This window comes from Candidatus Methylacidiphilales bacterium (assembly GCA_028713655.1).
In the GTDB taxonomy this organism is placed as follows: Bacteria; Verrucomicrobiota; Verrucomicrobiia; order Methylacidiphilales; family JAAUTS01; genus JAQTNW01.
In genome coordinates this window covers 1-16,860 of the sequence record JAQTNW010000003.1, presented here as the reverse complement: position 1 = coordinate 16,860, position 16,860 = coordinate 1, and the positions used below count along the sequence as shown (strand labels likewise).

The 16,860-nt window shown below is 55.3% G+C and carries 18 protein-coding genes and 1 tRNA gene; 7 read left to right on the top strand and 12 right to left on the bottom strand.

From position 1 onward, the window contains the following. Positions 1–14: 14 nt before the first annotated feature. The 9 genes from tuf to PHD76_01460 all read right to left on the bottom strand — a co-directional run bounded on the left by tuf (position 15) and on the right by PHD76_01460 (position 8,036). A complete protein-coding gene (gene tuf / locus PHD76_01500; protein ID MDD5260501.1) occupies positions 15–1,208 on the bottom strand; it encodes an elongation factor Tu in 1,194 nt (397 codons plus the stop codon). 131 nt (positions 1,209–1,339) lie between these two features. Beyond that, a tRNA-Thr gene (locus PHD76_01495) sits at positions 1,340–1,412 on the bottom strand. Positions 1,413–2,077: 665 nt separating this feature from the next. Next, positions 2,078–2,575, bottom strand: coding sequence for an FHA domain-containing protein (locus PHD76_01490; GenBank protein MDD5260500.1), 498 nt, complete (start codon positions 2,573–2,575; stop codon positions 2,078–2,080). Positions 2,576–2,613: 38 nt separating this feature from the next. Then, positions 2,614–3,777: a glutamine-hydrolyzing carbamoyl-phosphate synthase small subunit gene (gene carA / locus PHD76_01485; protein MDD5260499.1), complete on the bottom strand. Its 1,164-nt coding sequence runs from the start codon at positions 3,775–3,777 to the stop codon at positions 2,614–2,616. Between the two features lie 42 nt (positions 3,778–3,819). Then, a complete protein-coding gene (locus PHD76_01480) occupies positions 3,820–5,109 on the bottom strand; it encodes a dihydroorotase (protein MDD5260498.1) in 1,290 nt (429 codons plus the stop codon). After that, on the bottom strand, positions 5,106–6,050 hold the full coding sequence (locus PHD76_01475) for an aspartate carbamoyltransferase catalytic subunit (GenBank protein MDD5260497.1): 945 nt from the start codon (positions 6,048–6,050) through the stop codon (positions 5,106–5,108). Before PHD76_01475 ends, PHD76_01480 begins: the two co-directional genes overlap by 4 nt. After that, positions 6,047–6,586: a bifunctional pyr operon transcriptional regulator/uracil phosphoribosyltransferase PyrR gene (gene pyrR, locus PHD76_01470; GenBank protein ID MDD5260496.1), complete on the bottom strand. Its 540-nt coding sequence runs from the start codon at positions 6,584–6,586 to the stop codon at positions 6,047–6,049. The genes PHD76_01475 and pyrR overlap by 4 nt, the downstream gene beginning before the upstream one ends. 55 nt (positions 6,587–6,641) lie before the next feature. Beyond that, complete coding sequence (locus PHD76_01465; protein MDD5260495.1) at positions 6,642–6,851, bottom strand: hypothetical protein; 210 nt, start codon at positions 6,849–6,851, stop codon at positions 6,642–6,644. 126 nt (positions 6,852–6,977) lie between these two features. Beyond that, on the bottom strand, positions 6,978–8,036 hold the full coding sequence (locus tag PHD76_01460; GenBank protein MDD5260494.1) for an Mrp/NBP35 family ATP-binding protein: 1,059 nt from the start codon (positions 8,034–8,036) through the stop codon (positions 6,978–6,980). 352 nt (positions 8,037–8,388) lie between these two features. Between PHD76_01460 and PHD76_01455 the strand changes: the two genes are divergently transcribed. From PHD76_01455 to PHD76_01435, 5 genes are all read left to right on the top strand, one after another. Beyond that, positions 8,389–9,249, top strand: coding sequence for a radical SAM protein (locus PHD76_01455; protein ID MDD5260493.1), 861 nt, complete (start codon positions 8,389–8,391; stop codon positions 9,247–9,249). A 28-nt stretch (positions 9,250–9,277) separates the two neighbouring features. Then, positions 9,278–11,371 (top strand): pyruvate formate lyase family protein, encoded by a 2,094-nt coding sequence (locus PHD76_01450; GenBank protein MDD5260492.1) that lies wholly within the window; start codon positions 9,278–9,280, stop codon positions 11,369–11,371. A gap of 198 nt (positions 11,372–11,569) precedes the next feature. Continuing rightward, entirely contained in the window at positions 11,570–11,752 is a 183-nt protein-coding gene (locus PHD76_01445; GenBank protein MDD5260491.1) for a type II toxin-antitoxin system HicA family toxin, read from the top strand. Next, positions 11,749–12,090: a toxin-antitoxin system HicB family antitoxin gene (locus PHD76_01440; protein MDD5260490.1), complete on the top strand. Its 342-nt coding sequence runs from the start codon at positions 11,749–11,751 to the stop codon at positions 12,088–12,090. Before PHD76_01445 ends, PHD76_01440 begins: the two co-directional genes overlap by 4 nt. Before the next feature lie 47 nt (positions 12,091–12,137). Beyond that, positions 12,138–12,707 (top strand): GNAT family N-acetyltransferase, encoded by a 570-nt coding sequence (locus tag PHD76_01435; protein ID MDD5260489.1) that lies wholly within the window; start codon positions 12,138–12,140, stop codon positions 12,705–12,707. Between the two features lie 9 nt (positions 12,708–12,716). Here PHD76_01435 and PHD76_01430 read toward each other — a convergent pair whose 3' ends face one another. Continuing rightward, positions 12,717–13,901 (bottom strand): AAA family ATPase, encoded by a 1,185-nt coding sequence (locus tag PHD76_01430; protein MDD5260488.1) that lies wholly within the window; start codon positions 13,899–13,901, stop codon positions 12,717–12,719. Between the two features lie 288 nt (positions 13,902–14,189). Here PHD76_01430 and PHD76_01425 point away from each other — a divergent pair, with 288 nt between their 5' ends. Together PHD76_01425 and PHD76_01420 are read left to right on the top strand one after the other, a co-directional pair. After that, entirely contained in the window at positions 14,190–14,900 is a 711-nt protein-coding gene (locus PHD76_01425; protein MDD5260487.1) for a C4-type zinc ribbon domain-containing protein, read from the top strand. Between the two features lie 92 nt (positions 14,901–14,992). Further along, positions 14,993–15,601 (top strand): hypothetical protein, encoded by a 609-nt coding sequence (locus tag PHD76_01420; protein ID MDD5260486.1) that lies wholly within the window; start codon positions 14,993–14,995, stop codon positions 15,599–15,601. A 94-nt stretch (positions 15,602–15,695) separates the two neighbouring features. On the opposite strand, the gene PHD76_01415 is transcribed toward PHD76_01420, so the two are convergent. Continuing rightward, entirely contained in the window at positions 15,696–16,415 is a 720-nt protein-coding gene (locus PHD76_01415) for an ABC transporter ATP-binding protein (protein MDD5260485.1), read from the bottom strand. Further along, positions 16,412–16,860 (bottom strand): ATP-binding cassette domain-containing protein (locus PHD76_01410; protein ID MDD5260484.1); only part of this gene is annotated, 449 nt, incomplete at its 5' end. The genes PHD76_01415 and PHD76_01410, both read right to left, overlap by 4 nt.

Here is a 16,860-nt window from a genome sequence, read left to right as displayed (position 1 = left end):
CGCAATAGGACCGCTCAGGCGATAATCTCGGTCACACGACCGGCGCCGACTGTTCGTCCACCTTCACGGATGGCAAAACGGATTTGCTGCTCCATGGCGATCGGGGTGATCAACTCGACTTCCAAATCCACGTTGTCGCCCGGCATCACCATTTCAACGCCTTCTTTGAGCTTGGCCACGCCCGTCACGTCCGTCGTGCGGAAATAAAACTGGGGGCGGTACCCGTTGAAGAACGGCGTATGACGGCCGCCTTCATCCTTGCTCAACACATAAACCGTCGCTTTGAACTTGGTGTGGGGGGTGATCGAACCCGGCTTGGCCAGAACCTGGCCGCGCTCGACGTCTTCCTTCTTCACACCGCGCAGCAAAACACCGACGTTGTCGCCGGCTTCCGCGCTGTCCAGGATCTTGCGAAACATTTCAATGTCGGTCACAACCGTTTTCACGGTGGGCTTGATGCCGACAATTTCAATTTCTTCGTTGCGATTCAGCACGCCGCGTTCCACACGACCGGTGGCTACTGTGCCGCGACCTGCGATGTTGAACACGTCTTCAACCGCCATGAGGAACGGTTTGTCTTTCGCGCGCTCGGGCATCGGGATGTAATCATCCACGGCCTTCATCAGTTCGAGGATCTGTTTGCCGTATTCGCTGGCGGGATCGCCGGATTCGAGGGCCTTCAAGGCGGAACCCTTCACAATCGGGATCGTGTCGCCGGGGTATTCATACTTGGTCAAAAGCTCGCGGACTTCGAGTTCCACCAGATCCAGCAATTCCGGATCATCGACCATATCAACCTTGTTCATGAAAACGACCAGGGCCGGAACGCCGACCTGGCGGGCCAGGAGGATGTGCTCGCGGGTCTGGGGCATCGGGCCGTCAGCGGCGCTGACAACCAGAATGGCTCCGTCCATCTGGGCGGCGCCGGTGATCATGTTCTTCACATAATCGGCGTGGCCGGGGCAATCCACGTGCGCGTAGTGGCGGTTTTCCGTCTGATATTCGACGTGCGTGGTGTTGATCGTAATGCCGCGCTCTTTTTCTTCAGGAGCGTTATCAATGGAGGAATAATCGCGCGCTTCAGCGAAACCCTTCTTGGACAAAATTGTTGTGATGGCGGCCGTCAGTGTCGTTTTTCCATGGTCCACGTGTCCGATGGTGCCGATATTGACGTGCGGTTTATTTCTTGTGAATGCTTCTTTAGCCATAATGCTCCTTTAAGTTCTAATCAAACCGGCTTGGGCCGGCGGGTTTTCCTCCTTTAGAAACTGCTCCTTACATTTGTTCTAATTTTTACTTGGGCCCTTCCCGGGACCCGTCGGCATTTCAATTATTTACGAGCCCACGAACGGGATTGAACCGTCGACCTCGTCCTTACCAAGGACGTGCTCTACCAACTGAGCTACGTGGGCAGGCCGAAGTACCACAATCCTTCCAACCCGAAAATAATTGCAACACCGCCCCCAAATTGCTAAAAACACCTGAAGTGGCATCAGGGCACACTCCAAGTTTGACAATTCGAGGAACGAGTGTTCTAGGTATTTTAGGAATAACTGTCAACATCTTACCGTAATTTTTCTGAATATTTCCGAAACCCCTGCCGGCTGCCAGCTCGCCATTTACCTCTGTCCCCGCGCTTCCCGGAACAAAATCCTCGGCCTGCACGATCACAACCTGAAAATCGCGCTCCAGGCGCCCCCGGTCGATAACGCCGCCAACGACGCCCTGCTCCGATTCCTGGCCGAAACCTTCAAAGTCCCCCGCCGACAGGTGCGGCTGGTTTCGGGCCAGAGCTCCAGGCGCAAGGTGTTGGAAATAGAGGGCTTGAGCCAATCTCAGGTCATCGACCACTTGAGAAGTCTCGGCGTGGAACTTTGAACCGGAAATTTTGGAGTGCGTCCGCCACGGCGGACGCTTTTTACTCGCGACTCATGTCGGAGTTGCATGGAAACTCGTGTGTAAAGGTAAAATTGCGTCTTTGTTCGCACTCCGGACGAATCCGTCCTCTGGCGGACGGCTTTGCGTTAAACCTTGTTTTTCCTCTGCGTTCTTCGCGGTGAAAAATGTGTTCGTGGATTCAACCCATGAATATTTGATAGGCCAGATAGCCGGCGCCACCCAGCGCAATCAAAACCCCCAACAAAATCAGCACCGGAAACCCGCCTGTCCCCATCCGCTTCCTGGGAAACGGCGCCAGATTGACAAACGTTGCCGGACACGACGTAGCGCCACCCGCGGCCAGGCGGACCCGTGACGCGACGCCCGGCAGCGGCGGTGCGCTCATGACATTTTCGGTCTGATAGGCGAGCAAAATATTGCCAAACATCACCAGGTCCTGGTTGCGCAGCATGGTCTCGGTCGCGCGCTCATCATTCACACGGGTGCCGTTCGTCGAATTCAAATCCACCAGCTTGTAGTCGCCCCCTTCAAGCCGCAGTTCGGCATGATGGCTGGACACGCTGGGATGCCGGATGTGGATGGAGTTATCTTCCGTCCGCCCGACGGTCAATTTCGTTCCGTTGAGCTCGAAGATTTGCCCTTCAAATTCGGGCGATTTAACAATGAGGCGTGGCATGATTATTTCCAATCCGATGAATATGTAAAAATGCAATACTAGCGGTTTAAGCGGTGCCTTTCAACCTCATTCCTGAATTCCGCGAAAAAATAATTCGCGTCATGAGGGCCCGGAGATGCTTCCGGATGGTATTGCACTGAGAAAGCCGGCACTTCCCTGTGCCGCATCCCCTCGCAGGTGCCATCGTTTAAATTGACATGCGTCACCTCGACCTTCGAGGCGTCCAGCGACGCGGTATCGACCGCGAATCCGTGGTTCTGGGCCGTAATGCTCACCTGGCCGCTGCGAAGGTCCTTCACCGGCTGGTTGCCGCCGCGGTGGCCGAACTTCAGCTTGAACGTCCGGCCCCCCAGCGCGTGCCCCAGGATCTGGTGCCCCAGGCAAATGCCAAACAACGGCTTCTTGCCTAGCAATTCATTAATAGCCTTATGAGCGTAACCCAGCGCCGCCGGGTCTCCCGGGCCGTTCGACAGAAAAATCCCGTCCGGGTCCAGCCGCAAAACCTCCGCGGCAGTGGCCGTCGCCGGAACCACCGTCACGTCAAAACCCTGCTCCCGCAAGCGCCGCAAAATATTGTACTTGATGCCAAAGTCATAGGCCGCAATTTTATATTTCGCCGCCGGAACAGCGCCCAATGCGGGATCGCGTTCCAGTTCGTGATTGTCATGCCAGGTCGCCCGCTGCCGGCCCTCGGGGTCCCAGTGAAACGCCTCCCGGCAGGTGACTTCCTTCACATAATCGACCCCCAACAACCCCTGCCATTCCCGCGCGATCTTCACCGCCTCCGCATCCGAAATGTTCTTCGTGGTCAGCACACCCTTCATCGCCCCGGTGACGCGCAACTTTTTCGTGAGCGCCCGCGTGTCAATGTGCTGGATGCCGGGAATCCCGTTCTCCTTGAGATAGGTTGAAAGATCCTTCTGGCTGCGGAAATTGCTGGCCACGGGCGAAAGTTCGCGCACCACAAGGCCGCTCACATGCAGGCGCCCCGACTCCACGTCGGCTTCATTGATGCCGTAATTGCCGATCTCGGGATAGGTCAGCGTGACGATCTGGCCTTTATAAGACGGGTCCGTCAGAATTTCCTGGTAGCCGGTCATCGAGGTGTTGAAACAAACCTCGCCGGTTTTCGTTCCTTCCGCGCCGATCGACACGCCGCGAAACACCGCGCCGTCTTCCAATGCTAATATCGCCAGTGACATGTTAATTCGGCCTTTGGGAGGTCATACCCCTCACTTTATCCATCACAGAATCCCCTTCTCCAGCGTCCAGACCAACCGGCCCCCCACCATCGTCATGACGGCGCGCCCGGTCAGCTCCATGCCATGAAAAGGAGTATTATGGGATTTAGACAAAAACTTCGCCTTGTCCACCGTCCATTTCAACGCAGGATCGAAGACCGTCACATCGGCCTCCGCCCCCACCTGCAACGTGCCTTTCGGCAGGTGAAGAAGCTCCGCAGCCTTTACGGTGAGGCGCTCGATCATCTGCTGCAGGGTGAGCACTTTCGCCAGCACCAGGTGCGTGTGGAACAACGCCAGTTCGGTTTCCAAACCCACAACGCCAAACGGCGCGTCGTCGATTTCGACTTCCTTCTCGTAATTGCAGTGCGGGGCGTGGTCGCTGGCAAGATACTCAATCGTCCCGTCCTTCACCCCGTCCAGCAGGGCTTTGATGTCCCGCGGCGTGCGCAACGGCGGGTTCATCTTGAAATTTGAATCGTAATTTTGCAGCTTCTCATCTGTCAGGCAAATATGATGCGGACAAACCTCACCCGAGATCGGAACGCCCCGTTCCTTGGCCTCGCGGATGATCCGCACCGCGCCCGCCGTGGTCACATGCTGGCAATGCACATGGCAGCCGGTCAGTTCGGCCAGCAGCGCATTGCGCGCCACGATGACCTCCTCCGCAATCGCCGGCCACCCCTTCAGGCCCAGGACCGCGGACCAATACCCCTCGTTCATCACCCCGTCGGCGGAAAGAGGATAGTCCTGGCAGTGGTCCATCACCGGCAGGTTGAACATTTTGGCGTATTCCAGCGCGTGCCGCATCAGCTCGTTGTTCTGGATGCAGCGCCCGTCGTCCGTGATCGCGACAACCCCGGCCTTCCATAGCGATCCGATAGGCGCCAACAGCTCGCCTTGCATCCCCTGTGAAATGCAGCCCGTCGGATAGACGTTGACCACGCCCTTCGCCTTCGCCCGCTCCAAAATCCAGGCCACGGTGTTGACGCCGTCCACCGGCGGCGATGTGTTCGGCATTGCCACGACCGAGGTGAAACCTCCGGCCGCCGCGGCTTGCGTCCCGCTTTCGATTGTTTCCTTCGCGGATTGCCCCGGCTCGCGCAGATGCACATGGATGTCGATCAACCCCGGGCAAACCACCTTGCCCTTCACGTCGATTTCCTCCGGCTTCGCCGCCATGCTGAATTCCTTCACCACCCTGCCGTCCTCGATTCTGAGATCGCGAATTTCATCCACCGAATTGGCAGGATCGATCACCCGGCCGCCTTTGAATAAATAGGCCTTTTTCATTTCATTCCCTCGGTTTCGGAAAAGGACCCGCCGCTCAGCAGATAAAGGACCGCCATGCGAACCGCCAACCCGTTGGTCACCTGCTCCAGCACCACCGAGTTCGGGCCGTCTGCCAGATCGCTGTCGATTTCAACCCCGCGGTTCATCGGCCCCGGATGCATGATCAGGATCCCCGGCTTGCAACGCTTGAACCGCGCCTGGGTCAAGCCATACACCGCAATATATTCGCCGAGGGACGGAAACAAGGTCGTGCGCTGCCGCTCATGCTGGATGCGCAGCAGATTGATCACGTCCGCGCCGGGCAAAACCCCGTCCAGGTCATGGGCGACTTCCACGCCCATCTGCCTGAAAATATCCGGCAGAAGCGTGGCCGGGCCGACAAGCGTTACCTTCGCGCCAAGCTTCGTCAGCGCCCAGATGTTCGAACGCGCCACGCGGCTGTATAAAATATCGCCCACGATCAACACATGTTTCCCCGCCACATCGCCCAGTTTTTCCCGGATCGTGAACGTGTCGAGCAGCGCCTGCGTCGGATGCTCATGCGCGCCGTCGCCCGCGTTGATGACCGAGGTCTTCAAGCGGTCCGCCAAAAATTGCGCCGCCCCCGCCGCGCTGTGCCGGATGATGATGAAGTCGGCATTGAGCGCCTGAAGATTCAACGCCGTGTCCTTCAACGTCTCGCCTTTTTTGAAACTGCTGCTTTCCTTTGAAATGCTGACCACGTCCGCGCTCAGGCGCTGGGCCGCCAGCTCAAACGAAACCCGCGTGCGCGTGCTGGGCTCGATGAACAAATTCACCACCGTCTTGCCCCGCAACGACGGCACCTTCTTGATAGGCCGCTGCAGAATTTCCTTGAACGAGGCCGCCGTGTCGAGCAAGAGCAGTATCTCTTCCTTGCTCAGGCTGCGGATCTCCAGCAGGTCTTTTCGCGACCACTTCATGACTCGCCTCCTTCCACCACGACTTCATCCACGCCGTCCACCTCTTTCAAATGCACCACGACATTTTCGCCGGGCGCGGTCGGGATGTTTTTGCCCACGAAATCCGCGCGGATCGGCAGTTGGCGGTGCCCCCGGTCCACCAGGACCGCCAGGCGCACCGCCTGCGCCCGGCCATGGTCCACCAGCGCGTTGAGCGCCGCCCGGATTGTGCGTCCGCTGCACAGCACGTCATCAACCAGAATGATCAGTTCCTTGTCGATGTTGAACGGGATGTCGGTGATTTTGGGCGCCGCGAGGTTGCGGCCCATGTCATCCCGGTGAAAGGAAATGTCCAGTTGCCCCAGCGGCAGGGTCGGGCGCGCGGGATCAATTTTTTTCGTCAGCCTGGCCAGCCTTTCAGCCAGGTGAATGCCACGGGTGTGAATTCCAATGTAACCGAGAGGCGCGTTTTCGGGGCTGCGCTCCAGAATTTCATGAGCCAGACGGCTCAGCGAGCGGTCCAAGGCCGCCGCATCCAAAATAACTTTCTTTTTCAACTTCTCCCTTCATGGCCTCTCCGGGCCATATTAAAGGCTCCCAACCTAACCAAGCTCAAACGTGAGGCTGCTGCCTGTCGTTCCGCCAACTGGAGCGATGCTTGACTATCCAGTCCAGCAACGCTTTTTCAAACCCAATATCGTGTCCGGCCTTCTCGCTTTCAATCCACTTGTGCTTCAGGATTTCTTCGCGCTCTGCGAGAAATTCGCGGTACAAGGCCGAATTCTTAAAATATTGTTCCGTATCAGTAGAGCCAGAAGCCATAAACGTAACCATCCTCATTCACACGAAAATCCCTGTTTCTGTCAATCGTATATCCCGCTAAAGCTTTAGACAACTAAATCAAACTCGCAATTCAGCGGGGGCAAGTCCTTTTCCATCAATGACTTCTTATACCACCGTTGCCGCAAGAATCGATTTAATTTTTGCGGCCATCTGAATAAACTCCTTCGCTGCCGCCGTTTCAGGCTTCGCCAAGACCACTGGCAACCCCGCATCCCCGGACTCGCGCGTCGTCATTTCCAGCGGAACTTCCGCCAGCAACGGCACCCCAAGCTTTCCCGCCTCGCGCTTCCCTCCCCCCGTGCCAAAGATATCGTAACGTCTCCCGTTGTCGGGACAGATAAAGTAACTCATGTTTTCCACAATGCCCAGAATCGGGACGTTCACCCTTTCGAACATCTTCACCGCCTTGCGCGCGTCGATCAACGCCACTTCCTGAGGCGTGGTCACCACCAGCGCTCCCGTCAACGCCACTGTTTGCACGATGGTCAATTGAATGTCGCCCGTGCCCGGCGGCAAATCCAGCACCAGCACGTCCAAATCGCCCCAATTCACGTTGCGCAAAAATTGTTGGGTGTAGCGGGTGACCATCGGGCCCCGCAAAATCACCGGCGCCTCTTCCTCCACAAGGAAACTCATGCTCATCAATCTCAACCCGCGCGATTCAATCGGATGGATTTTTTCATCCTCGGTCACCTTCGGACGTTCCAGGGTTCCAAACATCATTCCGATGCTCGGGCCGTACAGATCGCAGTCGCAAAGGCCTACCTTCAATCCCTGTTTGGAAAGCGCCGCAGCGAGGTTGGCTGCCACCGTCGATTTTCCGACCCCGCCCTTGCCGCTCGCCACCGCAAGAATATGCCGGACGCCGGGGATGCCTTGTTGCACCGGCGCGCCGCCCGCGCCCATGACCGCCTTCAACGGAGCTGCCGTCTTGACCTGCACATCGACCGACTTGACTCCCTGCAATGACTTCAAAGCTGCAATGGAATCCTGCTGGATGACGATGGGGACTTGATGGTCGCTCGTCGTGACTTCCATCCACACCTGGACCGCACCGCCATCGACGGCGATTTGTTTGACCAGCCCGAAGGATACAATATCCCGGCTGAACCCGGGATACTTGACCTGCTTGAGCGATTCCAGAATCTGTTCCTGCGTCGGCATGATGGATAAAGGGGGAAATGTGTCCGCTCTCCCCCGGATTGCAAGTGAAAGCTGTGCATTGTTCACCGCTGCAAAGGAGCACAGGTTTAACGTCCGCCAAAGGACGGATTCTTCCGGAGTGCGAACAAAGCCACGATGCGTCTGTGGATGACCGAGGTCTCCACTATCAGCGCAACTTGTATGGGTATTAGCTTTTTATTCGGAATACATCTCATTTTCCAACACAAAAAATCATTTTCTCTGGGTAAATTTAGCAAAGGTTCTCAAAAATCAATACGCTCCATCTCATTGTTAATAATTCCATCACGCTCTATTATCAAAAATTAGTCCCGGACTAATGAGATCCAATATAATGAACTCGCCGCAATGTGATCCTTCCCTCAAAACGCCGGCGGGAAATATTCCGGGCAATGCCAGTTCCGCCGGAGCGGAACTTCGAGCAACCAATCCCAGCGAGATGAAGACAGGCACGGTCTTCGACATCCGGGAGTTTACCGTTCACGATGGGCCGGGGTTGCGGACGACAGTTTTCCTCAAGGGATGTCCATTGCGGTGCGCGTGGTGCCACAATCCGGAAGGTCAAAAAACGTACCCGGAGATTCTTCACAGCGCATCGGGAGACCGTGTTGCGGGCCGGGTGTGGACTGCCGAGAATTTGGCGCAACGGTTGAATCGCCAGGCCGATATTTTCCGGAGTTCGGGCGGCGGGGTGAGCTTCTCGGGAGGGGAACCGCTGATGCAGGCGGATTTTCTGCTGGATGTGATAGCGCCGCTGGACCTCGTGCATGTGCTTATAGAGACTTCCGGTTACGCGCCCGCACATGTGTTTGAAAAAGTCGCGGCCCGTTGTCAGTTGGTTTATTTTGATTTGAAGGTGATGAATCCTGAGCGGCATCGGCATTTCACTGGGGTGGATAACGGGCCGATTTTAAGAAACTTGGAGATATTGGGTTCACTGGACACTCCATTCGTTGTGCGGGTGCCTTTGGTGCCCGGTGTGACTGATACGGAGGAAAACCTCAGGGCGATTGCCGGGTTCTTGCGCGGAAAGCGCGGGTTGGTTCGAGTGGATTTACTTTCCTACAATCGCGCTGCAGGAGGAAAATACAAGGCTTGCGGAATGGAGTTTAAGCCCGATTGGGACGAGTCACAGCCATGCCGCGCCGACACATTGATTTTTAAGGACGCCGGAATCCACGCAAAAGCGCTTTGAAACAATTCCAACATAACAATTGAAACCTATGAATGAGCGGCTGAATGAGATCAAGGCGAGGACGAGAAAGGCAGGTGGCGCCTACAATGAACTGCGTCGAGAAGACAAGATTGACGTGACGCAGGAATGCGAAAGAGAAGGCCTTTCCTGGTCGCGGCGTATTTCCCGAAAACTTCTGCGGTTCTGCGAAGCCGAAACGCCCGTCATCTTTCCGGATGAACGGATTGTCTTCGCCCGGACGCTTCCTCATGCGGGGGACCAGATGGTTCCCGAGGACATTCGGAAGCGCTGCGAGGAAGAAGGGCTTCGTGTCGGCTTCCCGATGGAGAATGTTTGCGCCGATTGGGACATGGCTCTTTCCCAGGGGCTTCTAGGACGCAGGGAAGCGGCACTGGCCGCGCGAAAGAGGTTTGCGCGGGATGTGCAGGCCACGGAATTTCTGGATGCGGCAATCGAGAGCATTGATGCGGTTTTGATTTTGACCGAGAAATATGCCAAGGCAGCCAGGACGCTGGGAATGGAGGAAGTCGCCGCAATCCTTGCTCGTGTGCCTGCTGGAAAGCCCGGAGGTTTTCATGAAGCATTGCAGAGTCTTCGCATTCTTCATGCAGCAGTATGGATGAGCGGGGCCATGCATGTTGGGCTGGGACGTTTCGACCAGTACATGTGGCCCTATATGCGCATGGATCTTGATGCGAAACGCCTCACCACGGAGCAGGCTGAGGAGCTTCTTGCGGAGTTCTTCATATCGCTCAACAAAGATTCCGATTTGTATCCCGGTGTGCAGGTGGGGGACAATGGACAGTCGCTGATGCTCGGAGGCATGAAGCGTGACGGCTCTCCCGGCGAAAATCCGCTGACATGGATGTGTCTGCGCGTTTCCCGGGACGTTAACATGATCGATCCGAAGCTGAACCTTCGCGTCACAAGCAAAACGAATCCCGAGTTGCTCGTGGAGGCGGCGAAGCTGACCCGTATGGGACTGGGATTTCCCCAATACTCAAACGACGATGTCGTCATACCAGCCCTTGTCGCGCATCAATATTCTTTGGAAGACGCCCGGGATTACACCGTGGCGGCCTGCTGGGAATTTATCATTCCGGGTACTGGAATGGACGTGCCGAACATCAACGCGCTCTCCTTCCCGGCAGCGGTTGACAAAGCCATCCGTCAGGGGTTGGCGGAGAATTCCGAATTTGAAAAAATACTGGAACTCACCAAAAGCAACATTGCGGAGCAGGTCAACTTGTTCATCAACGACAAGAGACCAAGTAAATTTTGGCCTCCAAATCCTTACTACTCTGCGCTGATGACAGGCTGTCTTGAGAAAGGCAAGGACTTCAACAACGGAGGGGCAAAATATTACAACTACGGAATCCACGGAAGCGGCTCGACCAACGCGGCCGATGCCCTGACCGCCGTCAAAACCCTGGTTTTCGATGAGGACGCTTGTGACAGGAAGGAACTGCTCATGGCATTGGAATCCGATTTTCAGAATAACCCAACCCTGCGCCAAAAACTTCAGAACTGCCAAAAGTCGGGAAACGATCATGACCTGCCCGATCTCATGCTCAAAAATCTTTTCGACTGGTTCGCTGACGCCTGCGAAGCCATCCCGGACAACGGACGCGGAGGAATTGTGCGCCCCGGATCGGGATCGGCGATGTTCTACATTTGGCTTGCGAAGAAAAAGGGAATGCTCGAACCATCCGTGGGCGCCACAGCGGATGGGCGGCATGAAGGAGACTACTTCGGCTGCAGCCTCGCCCCGGCTCCGGGTGTTCTGATTGACGGACCTTTCAGCGAACTGCGCACCTTCAGCGCGATCGACTTCCGCCGGATTTGCAACGGAGGCCCGATCACAATGGAGTTGTCCGATACTGTCTTCCGGGGAGACGATGCCCTGTCAAAAGTAGGCGCACTTGTCCGGGCCTTTGCCACGCTCGGCTGCCAGCAATTGCAATTAAACACTCTGAACAAGGAAACCCTGCTCGACGCCCGGTTACATCCCGAACGGCATAAAAACCTCATCGTCCGGGTTTGGGGCTGGAGCGGCTACTTCTGTGAGCTCGATGGCGAATATCAAAATCATATCATCGCACGTCATTGTCATGAATTTTGAATTTTCCGATGTTTCTGATCACGTGGCGCAAAAAAATATCGGAAAGCGGAAATTTTAACCGCGGATAGCACGGATAAACACGGATGTTTAAATTTGCCGGGCGCCTCCTTCGCGCGCTTGGCAGTCTTGGAGCGAAACGGCCTTTTTGCCCTTGCCTGATAGTATCGTTATGATACTATCTTTTTTGCGCCACGAAAGATACGGCAGCTTCTTGCAGACCTTGAACGGGCGGGTTTTGTGAATCGAGGCGGCAATGGCAGCCATCGTAATTATGAACATCCGAAAGGGCTGCGTGTGACGGTGTCTGGACAACCCGGCGATGACGCCCGCCACTACCAGGAAAAGGAAGTGAAACGGAAAATCCAGGAGAGCGCCAAATGAAAAAGATCAAAGCCAGCGATTACATCAAAGTCGTCGAATGGAGCGAGGAAGACCAATGCTTTATTGGCAGCGCACCTCCGCTGATCGGCCCCAGTTGTCATGGCAAAAAGGAAGAAAACGTCTATCGCCAACTGTGCAGGATCGTCGAAGAGTGGGTTGATCTGTACAACAAGGAAGGCAGGACGCTTCCATCCCCAGGCTTCTCGAAAGAATACAGCGGCAAATTTGTGTTGCGCGTCGGATCGGAACTTCACCATCTTCTGGCCATCCGGGCCATGCAGGAAGGAGACAGTCTGAACAACTACTGCGCAAGATTGCTCAAGAAAGTTGCCCCATAATTGTCCCTTGAAAATGGGGTTTCATTGATCGCGAATAATCTCCATTAATGAAAAACGAGCCGAACCAGAACCTGACCGAGGTCAACGGCCTCATCCTGATCCGCCCCCTTTCTGCCACTGACGATATGGCAGCCCTGACCGGGCTGATCCATGCCGCCTATTCCAAACACGCCGCCAAGGATCTTCGCTACTGGGCCACGCACCAAACTCCGGAAGACACCGCCAAACGCTTTGCCCTCGGCCACGGCTTGATCGCCGAGCTCAACGGCGCAATTGTCGGAACGATTACAGTCCGCCCTCCCCAGCCTGAGTCGCCTATTGAATTGTTCCGCGATCCAGACACCTGGACCCTTTTTCAGTTTGCCGTTTCACCGCAGTTTCAAGGCATGGGAATTGGCAGTCGTCTGCACCAGGCCGCCCTGACTTATGCGGCGGCGCACGGCGGCCGGGTCATCGCGCTCGACACAGCCGCTCCCGCGACCGACCTGATCGAGTTTTACCGTCGCTGGGGCTATCAGGTGGTTGGTGAATGCGACTGGCGCCCGCGCACAAACTACCCGAGCGTGATCCTGTCCCGACCCATTGCCGAAACCAAGACACTTGATAAGGAATCATAATGACGATGATTACGGTTTGAACTCTGGAATCGCCCGAATCATGAACTCGTTGAACAACGGCACTGTGAACGCCATGTCGCCATGCGCGGGACTGTAGATCATTCCTTTCTTGATTAACTTGGCCCGTACCGGCCCCAACGTGCTGATCTTCACCCTCAAGCTATCTGCGATATCACCGGTTCTGTGAGCCCCAGAACCGAGTTCGGCGATGGCCCTCAGGAAATTCTTCTCGCTGGGAGTCAGACGATCAAAACGCACGCGGAAGAAATTCTGATCGAGTCGAGGAATGACCTTCGCGGTGGCCCCCTTGACGGTTTTCAGCGTAATCGGGCTGGCTTCCGCCAAATTCCATGACTGATAGCCCCATTCCTGGAGAAAATACGGATAGCCTTTCGTCAACCGAAATACTTCTGCCAGTGCCTGATCTTCAAATTTCACTCCCGCCGACCGTGTTGGATCGCGCAACGCTTTTGCGGCATCCTCTTTCGACAGTGCGCCAATGTCTGGAAAGTTAAACAATCGCTCGGCATACGATTTGGAGTCGCCTGCAAGGCCGGGAAGAATTGGCAGGCCGGCCCCTAACAGCACAAGTGGAAGCTGCCGCTGCTGCATCTTGTGCATTGCCATGATTAGCGCCCCGAGTTCTTTCTGATTGAAGTATTGAATTTCATCAATCAACACGGCCACCGCAGTCTTTCTCTCTTCGGCCGCTTCAGCAACGGCGGCAAAAAGATTGGGCAGATCAATCTCCAGATCACCGCTGTCGGCTGCTCCCTTTTCCGGATCAATGTCCAATCCAAACGTAACATCTCCCACCGTAAGCTTGAGGGCGCCCACGAAGCTCCCCAAGACGGCTAGCCCCCGCTTGACCTTGTTCCCAGCTCCAGCCATTCGATTCAAATCATAAAGAAGTGTGCGCAAGTGAGGAGCGATCAACGGCCCGAGGGTTTTGTCTTCGTGCGCTTCGATGGCAATAGTCCGGTATCCCGCTGTTTTTGCCATGTACTCAATCTCATTGAGCAGTACCGTCTTGCCCACTCCGCGAAGTCCGGTCAGCAACATGCTTTTCTCGGGCCTCTTTTGCCTGACCCGCCCGAGCAAAATCCGTGCTTGCTCGAGAATGGGGTCGCGGCCCACCAACTCGGGAGGCGGCGACCCGGCACCGGGGGAAAAGGGGTTTTTGATCGGATCCATTTGTATTTAAATATACCTATTTATACTCGATTTCAAGTATATTTGGATATATTTAATATAAACATCGATTCATCCAACGTTTTTCCCAGCATTTGGACAGAAGCCCGTGAATTCCAGACAGCAAACGCTGTAATTGTTCGCGTTCGGTTGCCTGTTGCTTGCGGAATTTATCCCACTCGGACGAGTTTATTCTCCGTGCGGAGGTGGCGGATAGACATCCCCTTTGGCATTCATAACTTCCTGAAATTTCTTCTAGCCGTGGGCGCTTTCCTTTCTTAGCTTCAGACTATGTCCGCGCACCTGGAGCAGCTTCTCATCCTACAAGAACGTGATATCCGCCTCCAACGCTCCCAAAAGGAACTCGACATCCTCCCCCACGAAGAAAAGGTGATTGCCGACCGTCTGGCGCACCAGTCCAGGGATTTCGAGGACCTGAAGCTCAAGGCCCGCCAGATCGAAAGCGACCGGAAGCAGCTCGAATTGGCGGTTAAATCCAAGGAAGACTCGATCCACAAATACGAGACGCAGCAATTTCAAACGAAAAAGAACGACGAGTACCAGGCGCTCGGCCATGAGATCGAACGCGCCCGACAGGAGATCGGCCAGACCGAGGACAAAGAGCTGACGCTCATGGAACAATACGAACAGGCGCAAAAGGATATCGTCACGGAAGGCGCCAAGGTCAAGGACTACGAAAAAGTCGCCGCCACACGCCGCGAAGAACTTCTCAAGAAAAAGGCCGTGCTCGAGCAGCAGATAAAAGATTTAAAAGCAGAGACCGCCGAGCTCGAAAAGCAAATCCCAGCGCCCGACCTTTCGCTTTACCGCAGGATTCTGCAAAGCAAGGGCGACATTGCGGTCGTCCCCATCATACACGGCACGAACTGCAACGGCTGCCACATGAAACTCACCCAGCAAACCATCCTGCAAGCCAAGGGCGGGCAAAAGCTGATCCTCTGCGAAAATTGCGGGCGCATCGTCTATTGGCAGTTGCCGTAGCTTGGGCGTCCCGCCCAAGGTTTTTTGCAATACGGCATATAAGCCGCCAAATTGCGCCCCAATATGAAACATTTGAGAAGGAGTTTGGTTCGATGAGCGAATACCAACATTACGAATTTCACGTCGTCGGAAGAAGGTTGTCAGGGAAAGCGCGAACTCAGGTGGGTGCGCTGTCTTCACACATCACGATAAACTCATCTTCCGCCTGGGTCGATTATCATTGGGGCGATTTCAAACATGATCCGATGAAGGTGCTGGAGAAATATTTTGATGTGTTTGTGTATGATTGCAATTGGGGAACCCAGCAAATTGCATTTCGATGGGATGCCGGATCGGTGGATTTTAAGGAGCTGAAACGCTTTGCCGTTGACGAGATGATCACCGTGTCCAAAAAGAAGGACAGCATTTTCCTCCATGCCGCATTTAATGAAAATATCCAGGATTACCTGTTCGATGGGGAGGATGAGGATGGTGGGATCCGCTTCGCCGCGTTCACAGATTTTATTGGCGAAGTCCAGACGCAAGATTCCGTTTGTGGCGACGCAACTACCAGTGATTACCACATATTAAATTCTAAAATACCGGACGAGGCCGTGGCCACGATTCGACTTTGTGATGATTGCGTCAAAATTCGCGAATCGATCCACGGTGAAAAGTTTGTTGATATGCCAACCGGCAGATCTGGAGAAATGCAAAATTAACATTTCACAGAATATGCGAGGATCTTCGCTGTTTTGAATGGGTTGTCGAGGTGGGCACGAAAAAAATGGGACGAGACGGCGCTCGTCCCTCCATTCACCCGCCCAGATAACATTTCTTCACCTGCTCGTTCCGGCGCAGGCTTGAAGATTCCCCCTCCAGGACAATTTTTCCGGTCTCCAGTACATACCCGTAGTGCGAAATTTCCAGCGCGAGGTTGGCGTTCTGCTCGATCAATAAAATGCCGATCCCGAGTTCGCGGTTGATTTCGATGATCTTTTCAAAAATCGTTTCCACCAAAATCGGCGCGATGCCGAGCGACGGCTCGTCGAGCATCAAACATTTGGGCTTGGCCATCAACGCGCGTCCGATGGCCAGCATCTGCTGCTCGCCGCCGCTGAGCGTACCCGCCATCTGCGATTCCCTTTCCTTCAGGCGCGGAAAAATCGCGTGGATGTACTCCAGGTCTTTCGAAATTTCCTTCTGGTCCTTCCTGCAATAGGCACCCATGAGAAGATTTTCGCGCACCGTGAGATTGGAAAAAACCATCCGTCCCTCGGGAACCTGCGACAGTCCCAAACCGACGCGTTCATGCGCGGGTCGCGCGGCAATTTCAACGCCGTCATAACGAATGCTGCCGGAGCTCAGCGGCAGGAGCCCACTGACGGCGTTCAATGTGGTGGATTTGCCCGCGCCGTTGGCGCCAATCAATGTCACTATCTTTCCCTGCCCGACTTTCAATGATATGCCGTGCAGGGCCAGGATAGCCCCGTAGGCAACCTTCAAATCCGTTATCTCAAGCAGGTCCGTGTTCATTTTTTTGCCGCGCGCCCAAGGTACGCTTCTATGACTTTCGGGTCCGACCTCACCTGTTCCGGAAGGCCTTCCGCGAGCTTGACCCCGTAGTCCAGCACGCAAACACGCTCGCAAATGCCCATGATGACGTTCATGTCGTGCTCGACCAATAAAATGGCGATATTAAATTTTTCCCGGATAAACCGGATCAGCCCCATGAGCTGCTCTTTCTCATTCGAGTTCATGCCTGCCGCCGGTTCGTCCAAGAGCAGAAGACGGGGCTTTGTCGCCAGCGCGCGGACAATCTCCAGGCGGCGCTGGTCTCCGTAGGCAAGGCTCTTGCAGGGCTTGTCGCGCTGCGCGCCCAGATGGAAGATTTCCAGGATCTCAAGCGTCTTTTGCGCGATCTCCTTTTCCTCCTCGCAAAACTTGGGGCCGCGCGTCAACGCATGAATGGCGTTGTGCC

Coding starts and splice junctions, on each gene's coding strand:
- tuf (MDD5260501.1), bottom strand. CDS start 1,208: ATGGCTAAAGAAGCATTCACAAGAAATAAACCGCACGTCAATATCGGC.
- PHD76_01490 (MDD5260500.1), bottom strand. CDS start 2,575: ATGCCACGCCTCATTGTTAAATCGCCCGAATTTGAAGGGCAAATCTTC.
- carA (MDD5260499.1), bottom strand. CDS start 3,777: ATGTCACTGGCGATATTAGCATTGGAAGACGGCGCGGTGTTTCGCGGC.
- PHD76_01480 (MDD5260498.1), bottom strand. CDS start 5,109: ATGAAAAAGGCCTATTTATTCAAAGGCGGCCGGGTGATCGATCCTGCC.
- PHD76_01475 (MDD5260497.1), bottom strand. CDS start 6,050: ATGAAGTGGTCGCGAAAAGACCTGCTGGAGATCCGCAGCCTGAGCAAG.
- PHD76_01465 (MDD5260495.1), bottom strand. CDS start 6,851: ATGGCTTCTGGCTCTACTGATACGGAACAATATTTTAAGAATTCGGCC.
- PHD76_01460 (MDD5260494.1), bottom strand. CDS start 8,036: ATGCCGACGCAGGAACAGATTCTGGAATCGCTCAAGCAGGTCAAGTAT.
- PHD76_01455 (MDD5260493.1), top strand. CDS start 8,389: ATGAACTCGCCGCAATGTGATCCTTCCCTCAAAACGCCGGCGGGAAAT.
- PHD76_01450 (MDD5260492.1), top strand. CDS start 9,278: ATGAATGAGCGGCTGAATGAGATCAAGGCGAGGACGAGAAAGGCAGGT.
- PHD76_01440 (MDD5260490.1), top strand. CDS start 11,749: ATGAAAAAGATCAAAGCCAGCGATTACATCAAAGTCGTCGAATGGAGC.
- PHD76_01435 (MDD5260489.1), top strand. CDS start 12,138: ATGAAAAACGAGCCGAACCAGAACCTGACCGAGGTCAACGGCCTCATC.
- PHD76_01430 (MDD5260488.1), bottom strand. CDS start 13,901: ATGGATCCGATCAAAAACCCCTTTTCCCCCGGTGCCGGGTCGCCGCCT.
- PHD76_01425 (MDD5260487.1), top strand. CDS start 14,190: ATGTCCGCGCACCTGGAGCAGCTTCTCATCCTACAAGAACGTGATATC.
- PHD76_01420 (MDD5260486.1), top strand. CDS start 14,993: ATGAGCGAATACCAACATTACGAATTTCACGTCGTCGGAAGAAGGTTG.
- PHD76_01415 (MDD5260485.1), bottom strand. CDS start 16,415: ATGAACACGGACCTGCTTGAGATAACGGATTTGAAGGTTGCCTACGGG.